Annotated in this window: 7 protein-coding genes; 3 read left to right on the top strand and 4 right to left on the bottom strand. The window is 64.0% G+C overall.

Features of this window, described 5'->3' with window-relative positions; all coding sequences use genetic code 11:
- On the top strand, positions 1 to 476 hold a 476-nt coding region (locus tag GM910_RS27880), incomplete at its 5' end, for a hypothetical protein (RefSeq protein ID WP_425482719.1).
- Between the two features lie 60 nt (positions 477 to 536).
- On the opposite strand, the gene GM910_RS22975 is transcribed toward GM910_RS27880, so the two are convergent.
- Genes GM910_RS22975 through GM910_RS27020 form a run of 3 tightly spaced genes read right to left on the bottom strand, consistent with a single transcriptional unit; the run spans position 537 to position 2,193 of the window.
- Entirely contained in the window at positions 537 to 1,409 is an 873-nt protein-coding gene (locus GM910_RS22975; RefSeq protein ID WP_159592026.1) for a 50S ribosomal protein L11 methyltransferase, read from the bottom strand.
- A gap of 24 nt (positions 1,410 to 1,433) precedes the next feature.
- The gene (locus GM910_RS22970) at positions 1,434 to 2,012 is read right to left on the bottom strand and encodes an SCO family protein (protein WP_159592023.1); all 579 of its coding nucleotides are present in this window, start codon (positions 2,010 to 2,012) and stop codon (positions 1,434 to 1,436) included.
- A 22-nt stretch (positions 2,013 to 2,034) separates the two neighbouring features.
- On the bottom strand, positions 2,035 to 2,193 hold the full coding sequence (locus GM910_RS27020) for a hypothetical protein (RefSeq protein ID WP_201285581.1): 159 nt from the start codon (positions 2,191 to 2,193) through the stop codon (positions 2,035 to 2,037).
- A 257-nt stretch (positions 2,194 to 2,450) separates the two neighbouring features.
- Between GM910_RS27020 and GM910_RS22965 the strand changes: the two genes are divergently transcribed.
- Positions 2,451 to 2,906 (top strand): hypothetical protein, encoded by a 456-nt coding sequence (locus GM910_RS22965; RefSeq protein WP_159592020.1) that lies wholly within the window; start codon positions 2,451 to 2,453, stop codon positions 2,904 to 2,906.
- A gap of 51 nt (positions 2,907 to 2,957) precedes the next feature.
- Here GM910_RS22965 and GM910_RS22960 read toward each other — a convergent pair whose 3' ends face one another.
- Complete coding sequence (locus GM910_RS22960; RefSeq protein WP_159592017.1) at positions 2,958 to 5,663, bottom strand: ATP-dependent helicase; 2,706 nt, start codon at positions 5,661 to 5,663, stop codon at positions 2,958 to 2,960.
- A gap of 213 nt (positions 5,664 to 5,876) precedes the next feature.
- Between GM910_RS22960 and GM910_RS22955 the strand changes: the two genes are divergently transcribed.
- Complete coding sequence (locus tag GM910_RS22955; RefSeq protein WP_159592035.1) at positions 5,877 to 6,752, top strand: dienelactone hydrolase family protein; 876 nt, start codon at positions 5,877 to 5,879, stop codon at positions 6,750 to 6,752.
- Positions 6,753 to 6,769: the final 17 nt, after the last annotated feature.

Below are 6,769 nucleotides of genomic sequence, written 5' to 3'. Positions count from 1 at the left end.
CGAAAGCTCGTCCTGCTCGCAAACGCCCTGCTCAGAGACAGCCGAAAATGGACGCCTGCCCTTCCTTGACCAACACGGATACTCTAGAGGCTGCGACCCTAACCGCCGGTGCGGGCGCGGGCAATGCGGCAGAGAGGGATTTCAATCTTATTGATGTTGCGGCGCAGCATATCCTTCGCACATGCAAAAATCGAATGGCTGGCATGCGCAATGAGCGCTGGTTGATCGGGTCAGCAATGCTTACCTTTCGAAGCGTGGAGGACGAACTTTCGATTGTGAGAAGGAGACTTCACATGGCACATGGTGCAAAGCGTGGATTTTTTCGTAACGCGGTGGATGCGTTGGTTGCCGCCCGCGAACGGCAGGTGAGCCGCTATGTCAACGGCGCGCTCCTGATGCTCGACGACGAGACGTTGAAGGCGCACGGCTACAGCCGTGAAGAACTGCGCCGCAAGGGCACAGCCTATATGTACTGAGATTTTCGCTCGGGGCTTTTAAAAATGGCGGCTGCAGCCACTGCGGCCGCCTTTTTCTTTTCAGCGCTTCATGTGGAGCGTGGCCCAGCCTTCGCGGTGGATCGTGGCGACGTGGCGGAAGCCCTGGCCGACATAGGCGGCGATGACGGCACGGCGCTGGCGATCCAGAATGCCCGACAGGATGAGCGAGCCGCCCGGTGCCAGATGATGCGCCATATCGGGCGCCAGCCGCATCAGCGGGCGGGCGAGGATGTTGGCGACAATCAGGTCGAAAGGCCGTCTTTCGGCAAACAGGCGATGATGGAAGCCGGGCGCGGTGACGGCATGGACCCAGGCGGCGGCGTCATTCAGCCGCACATTGGCACGCGCCACACGCGTGGCCGTGGCGTCGATGTCGGTGGCCAGCACCGGAATGCGCCTGAGCCTGGCGATGGCGATGGCCAGGACGGCGCTGCCGGTGCCGAGGTCCAGCGCGTTCCTGGGGCGCTCGCGGTTCATGACGCGGCCGATCATCTCCAGACAGCCCGCCGTCGTGCCGTGGTGGCCGGTCCCGAAGGCAAGGCCTGCCTCGATCTCGATGGCGATCTCGCCTGGCCGCGCGCCGCCGCGTTCGTGGGCGCCGTGGATGAAGAAGCGGCCGGCCCGCACCGCATGCAGGCCCTCCAGCGCATGGGCCACCCAGTCGGTCTGCGGGAGTTCCTCCGTAGCGATCTCCGGAAAGGAGGGCAACGCGCCGAGGGCCGCGCCCATGCGCGCTTTCATGCCGTCGGCATCCTCCATCGCATAGACGGAGACCTCGTGCAGGCCTTGCGCCTCATCGATCTCCGTGATGGCGAGCGCCAGTCCGTCATCCTCGAATGCGCGGTCGAAAAGATCGTAGATGCGGGTTGCAAGCGCCTGCGGCGCCTGGAGGTAGAGACGGGTCTGGGGCATTGGCCTTGAAGAAGGTGGGGCTGGTCAGCCTTCCTTTACCAGCCGGCGCAGCTTGGCGATAGCTGTCTCCGGGTTCTCCTGGTAGGAAATGGTGCCGAAAAAGTCGCCGTCGCGGCCAAGCAACATGACAGAGGCCGTGTGGTCCATGGTGTAGTCGCCGTCCTCCAGCTCGACCTTCTTCGCATAGATGCGGAAGGACTTGACCATCTCCATCACTTTCCCGGGCTCGCCGGTGATGCCGGTGATGCGGCTGGAAAAGTTTTCCAGATAATTCTTCATGATCTCCGGTGTATCGCGCTCGGGGTCGACGGTGACGAAATAGGCCCCCAATTCCTCGCCGTCCTCGCCCAGTTGCTCAAGCCAGCCGTCCATCTCGAACAGCGTGGTGGGGCAGACGTCGGGGCAATGGGTGAAGCCGAAGAAGATCGCTGTCGGGTTGCCTTCGAACGCGGCTTCGGTGATCGGCTCGCCATTCTGGTCGACAAGTTCGAAGGGGGCGCCGAAGGCGACCGCCGCGTTCCTATCGCGGTACCACTGGAACGTGAGCAGCCCGACTGCAAGAACCATGAGGACGAGAATGCCGACAAGAATGTAGCGCATCATGGAAATTCACCATTGAAGGAGATCAGAGACACCAGGCAAGGCCGGCCTCAGCCAGGGAAATAAAAATCGCCGCGCCGTTCTCTATCCACATCGCAAGCCCGAGACCAGCTAGCGCCGCTAGGAGCATGGCAAGAGCGCCAAGCTTGAAAAAGGCCGGAAGATTGGCGGGTGCCGTCTTCATGGATGAAGAATAGTCTCGATACCGAGGGGAAGGAAGATGCAAACTGTCGCAAGCGGCGACCGCTCGCGGGAAGAAAAAGCCGCCGCAGATATCATATGCCGCAGGATTTGATCCGCGCGGGCGGGCGAAGCTTATGTGCAACCCCATCTAGAAGTATACTCGCGTAGTGCGTGTATTGACTTTCATCCTACTTATATAGCCAAATGCCAAGGGCTTTTCTGCGCCCTGGCAGCGCGGTATCGAGCAGGGGCAATTAAATGAATAAGAACTTCCACGAACTGAAGCGTCAGCTTGCTGAACTTTCAGAAACCATCAACAAATTCGAGTCGGAAGCTGTCCAGCTCCGGATCGTGGAGCTTTTATTCAACCAGGCCGGCAGCGAGCGGTTCTTGGAGACACCTGGTAGTTCCTACGCCGCCGGGCCCGGTCGGGCCGGCAGGCGCGAAGCGGCGGCTGGCGCCTCGGGTGCCGGTCCGCGGGCACGCACGACCGCCCCCAGCGCCAGCGGTGCCGTTGCCGCGCTGTCGAGATTGATTTCCAGCGATTTCTTCAGTCAAAAGCGCACCATCGGCGATATCGTGAAGAAATGCGAAGAAGAAGTCGGCACCCGCTATAAATCCAACGCCTTCTCCGGGCCGCTGTCGCGCTACGCAAACAGCGGCGTGCTGAAGCGCGAGAAGAACGCCGACGGCAAGTACGTATATTTCAAATAGGTATGTGATCGTCATAAACGCCCTGTGTGGGCGAAAGCACGATGCGTAGAGTCACGCCCGCTCGACGAAGCCGTCCAGAACGCGTTTCTGGCCCGCCTTGTCGAAATCGATGGTGAGCTTGTTGCCGTCTATTGCCGCAACATTGCCGTTGCCGAACTTCAGGTGGAAGACACGGTCGCCCACCTTGAAGGCCGAGGGGCCATCGGCGACCGACTTGGCCACCAGTTCGCCCTCGATGGTGCGGCCCTTGACCGAGCCACGCCCCGCGCCATAGCCCGAATCCGTCTCGCCGTAGCCGATGCGCTCCACCTGATGGCCGGAGCGCGTGCCCCAGTTGCGGGCCGTGGCGTCCGTGCGGTTTTTCTGGGCGCGCTGCCAGCCCGGGGTGGCGTAGGAATTGGAGAAGACCTCCGCCGCCTCGTCGAAGCGCGAGGGGCCGTAGGGATTGGGCCGGCCCGGCTGCCTGCCGCCCAGCGGCCGTCCGTAACCGCCATAGGCGCCGCCGTCCTCGGCCACCTCGACATGCGCCTCGGGCAATTCATCGAGGAAGCGCGAGGGGATGGTGGATTGCCACAGGCCGTGGATGCGGCGGTTGGAGGTGAACCAGACGTGCAGGTTCTTCTTGGCGCGCGTCAGGCCGACATAGGCAAGCCGCCGCTCCTCCTCAAGGCCCGAGCGCCCGCCCTCGTCGAGCGCGCGCTGATGGGGGAAGAGGCCCTCTTCCCAGCCGGGCAGGAAGACGGTGTCGAACTCCAGCCCCTTGGCCGAATGCAGCGTCATCAGGCTGACGGCGTCTAGCTCCTCGTCGCGCTCGGCGTCCATGACCAGCGCCACATGCTCCAGGAAGCCGCGCAGGCTCTCGTATTCCTCCATGGAGCGGATGAGCTCCTTCAGGTTCTCCAGACGCCCCGGCGCTTCGGCGGAACGGTCGTTCTTCCACATGTCGGTGTAGCCTGATTCTTCCAGGATCAGCTCGGCCAACTCCGTATGCGGCGTGCGCTCCAGCATGCCCTGCCAGCGCTCGAAGCTTTCCACGAGGTTGCGCAGGGCGGCGCGCGGCTTGGGCTTCATCTCCTCGGTGCCGACGAGGTCGCGCGCAGCTTGCAGGAGCGGCGCGCCGCGCATGCGCGCGACATCATGGATCTGGCGCACGGCGGCTTCGCCCAAGCCCCGCTTCGGCACGTTGACGATGCGCTCGAAGGCGAGGTCGTCGGCGCCTTGCGCGACGACACGGAAATAGGCGAGCGCGTCGCGGATCTCCATCCGCTCGTAGAAGCGCGGGCCGCCGATGACACGGTAATTGAGGCCGAGGGTGACGAAACGATCCTCGAACTCGCGCATCTGGAAGGAAGCGCGCACGAGGATGGCCATGTCGTTGAGTGCGTGGTCCTTGGCCTGGAGAGCCTCGATCTCCTCGCCGAGGGCGCGCGCCTCTTCTTCCGAATCCCAGGCGGCGTGGACCTTGACCTTGGGGTCGTCCGGATCGGCGGCATCGGTGAAAAGCGTCTTGCCGAGCCGGCCTTCGTTATGGGCGATGAGATGGGAGGCGGCGCCCAGGATATGGGCGGTGGAGCGGTAGTTGCGCTCAAGCCGGATGACGGTGGCACCCGGAAAATCCTTCTCGAAGCGCAGGATGTTGTCCACCTCGGCGCCGCGCCAGCCGTAGATCGACTGGTCGTCGTCGCCGACGCAACAAATGTTGATTTGTTGTGTGGGTTTATCTTTGCTCACGGCTGAGCGCTCCCCCGGATCAAGTCCGGGGTCGCTGGCCTGCGCGGGCGCGCCCGAAAAGTCGGGCGGGCGGCGGTCGCCGCCTCGGCCTTCGGCCGGAAGATCGTGCACCTCTCCCGAAGCCGGGTCACGAACTTGGACGTGCGTAGGCACACCAGATGGTCGGCCGCCAGGCCTTGCCTGCGGCCGCTGCGCCAGGAGTCTCAGCCACATATACTGCGCCGTGTTCGTGTCCTGATACTCGTCCACCAGGATGTATTTGAACTTGGCGTGGTACTCCCTGAGCACGTCGGGATTTTCGCGGAAGAGGCGGATCGGATGCAGAAGCAGGTCGCCGAAATCCACCGCGTTCAACGTCTTCAGCCGCTCCTGATACGCGGCATAAAGTTCCCGGCCCTTGCCGTTCGCGAAAGCGCGGGCATCGCCCTCGGAAATGTCCTGCGGGACCAGCCCCTTGTTCTTCCAGCCGTCGATCATCTGCGCGAACTGGCGCGCCGGCCAGCGCTTGTCGTCCAGGCCCTCGGCCTGGATGAGCTGCTTCAGGAGCCTGATCTGGTCGTCGGTGTCGAGGATGGTGAAGGAGGATTTGAGGCCGGCGAGCTCGGCGTGGCGGCGCAGCAGCTTCACGCCGATCGAGTGGAACGTGCCGAGCCACGACATGCCCTCGATCGCCTGGCCGACCAACACGCCGATACGCGCCTTCATCTCGCGCGCCGCCTTGTTGGTGAAAGTCACGGCGAGGATCTGCGAAGGGTAGGCACGGCCGGTCGCCAGGATGTGGGCGATGCGTGTCGTCAGCACCCGCGTCTTGCCGGTACCGGCGCCCGCCAGCACGAGCACGGGACCTTCGGTGGTCTCGACGGCCAGGCGCTGCTCCGGGTTCAGCCCTTCGAGATAGGGCGCGGCCGCGCCCTGGCGGGCGGCCATGGCGCGCGCGGCAATGCCGCCCGCGCGCGGCGCGGCGGATGGGGAGCGTGGGGCTTCATCATCGCCGAAGAACGGCAGATCGTCCGGAGAACCTGACATTGGGCACCGCATATGGTGATTCGGGCCTGGGAGGCCAAGCGTTTTCCTTTTGTACCGGTTCGTCACGGCAAGGCCAAGGTCTGTGCGGCACTTCACGCAGCCCGGCACTTCACGCAGCCTTGAGTGGACCGGCCGGAAACCGCTTCCTATTCTCGCTCAGGGCGTGACGGCCCGAGGGGGAAAACGCAACTGTCCCAGGAAGAGAGCATGGCTATGTCCACACCGAAGATCACCCAGGCGATGATCGACGCCTACGACGAGTACACCCACCTCAGCCTCGACCGCCGCGGCTTCATGGAAAAGCTCACGAAGCTCGCCGGTTCGAGCGCGGCCGCGGCGGCGATTGCGCCGATGCTGGCAGCCAACTCAGCCCGCGCCGCCATGATCGCCGAAGACGACGAGCGGCTGAGGATCGAGGAGATCACCTATCCGGGGAGCACGGGCGAGATGCGGGGCTATCTCGTACGCCCGGCCGAGCAGGAAGGGCCGCTGCCGGCGGTCGTCGTCATCCACGAGAACCGCGGTCTCAACGCACATATCCAGGATGTGGCGCGGCGCATGGCATTGGAGGGTTTCGTGGCGCTGGCGCCGGACTTCCTGTCGCCCCTCGGCGGCACGCCGGAAGACGAGGACGAGGCGCGGTCGATGTTCGGCCAGCTCGATCCGGAGCAGACGGTCGCCAACGGCGTTGCCACCATCGAATTCCTGGAAGGGCACGAGGAGACGAACGGCAACGTGGGTGCCGTCGGCTTCTGCTGGGGCGGCGGCACGGTGAACAGCCTCGCCGTCAACGCGCCTTCGCTCGACGCGGCGGTTGCCTATTACGGGGCGCAGCCCGACCCGGAGGACGTGCAGAACATCAACGCACCGCTGCTCCTCCACTACGCCGGTCTCGACGAGCGCATCAACGCCGGCATCGAGGAATATCGCGAGGCGCTCGAGGCGGCCGGCGCGGAACACACCATCCACATGTACGAAGGGGTGAACCACGCCTTCAACAACGACACCTCCGAGGCCCGCTACGACAAGGAGGCGGCGGATTTGGCGTGGCAGCGGACGGTGGAGTTCTTCAAGGAAAAGCTCGCTTAAGCCGTAGGGCAGGGGCT

It is taken from the genome of Chelativorans xinjiangensis, from assembly GCF_009812055.1.
Taxonomy (GTDB): Bacteria; Pseudomonadota; Alphaproteobacteria; order Rhizobiales; family Rhizobiaceae; genus Chelativorans; species Chelativorans xinjiangense.
This window is presented reverse-complemented; position numbering and strand designations above follow the sequence as displayed.